General features: G+C 43.7%; 1 protein-coding gene. It reads left to right on the top strand.

Going from position 1 to position 721, the window contains the following annotated elements; genetic code table 11:
- Positions 1-628 (top strand): transposase (locus HC733_RS22520; RefSeq protein ID WP_190367197.1); only part of this gene is annotated, 628 nt, incomplete at its 5' end.
- Positions 629-721 lie beyond the last annotated feature (93 nt).

Below are 721 nucleotides of genomic sequence, written 5' to 3'. Positions count from 1 at the left end.
AGACAGCGGCTTTAATAGCGAAGCGAACCTAGAGTTCATGGCGCAAAGTGGTTTTGATAGCTACATAGCCGATAACCAATTTAGAAAACGCAACCCGCTGTTTAAAGAGAGCGAAACCTACGAAACAGAGCAAGAAAAACGCCGATTAAAACGCAATAAAGGCAAGCCACGGTTATTTACCTCAGACGACTTCCAATATGATGAAGTAACACAAACCTGCCGCTGCCCCGCAGGCAATGAGATGTGGCGAAGTGGTATCAATGTAAACAGCCATCATCAACAATACACACGATTCTGCGGTTACTTAAAAGACTGTAAAATCTGCCCTCTGCAACAGCAATGTATGCGAAAACCACCGATAAAAACAGGGCGACAAGTGCAGTTTAAGAATGATGAATCACGCAAAAAAATCAGTTTTATCGACAAAATGAAAGTGAAAATAGACAGTCCCATGGGGCGACGACAATACAGCAAGCGACTTGGATGTATCGAACCTGTGTTCGGCAACATCACGGTGAATAAAGGGATGAATAAGCTCACATTACGCGGCCAAGTAAAAGTCAATGCACAATGGCAGCTATACTGCCTTGTTCACAATATCGAAAAGTTGCGAGAAAGGGTGTCGTAAGCCAAGAACAACCTGACCCAACAGCTCCGAAACGCCTCTCAAACTACAACAAACCAGCTTAAAAATGCCCTAAAATAACAACTCACACCCAAC

The sequence above is a fragment of the Pseudoalteromonas sp. S16_S37 genome (genome assembly GCF_014694405.1).
Lineage (GTDB): Bacteria > Pseudomonadota > Gammaproteobacteria > Enterobacterales > Alteromonadaceae > Pseudoalteromonas.
The sequence above is the reverse complement of the archived record's forward strand: the minus strand, read 5'-3'. Positions and strand labels throughout refer to the sequence as shown.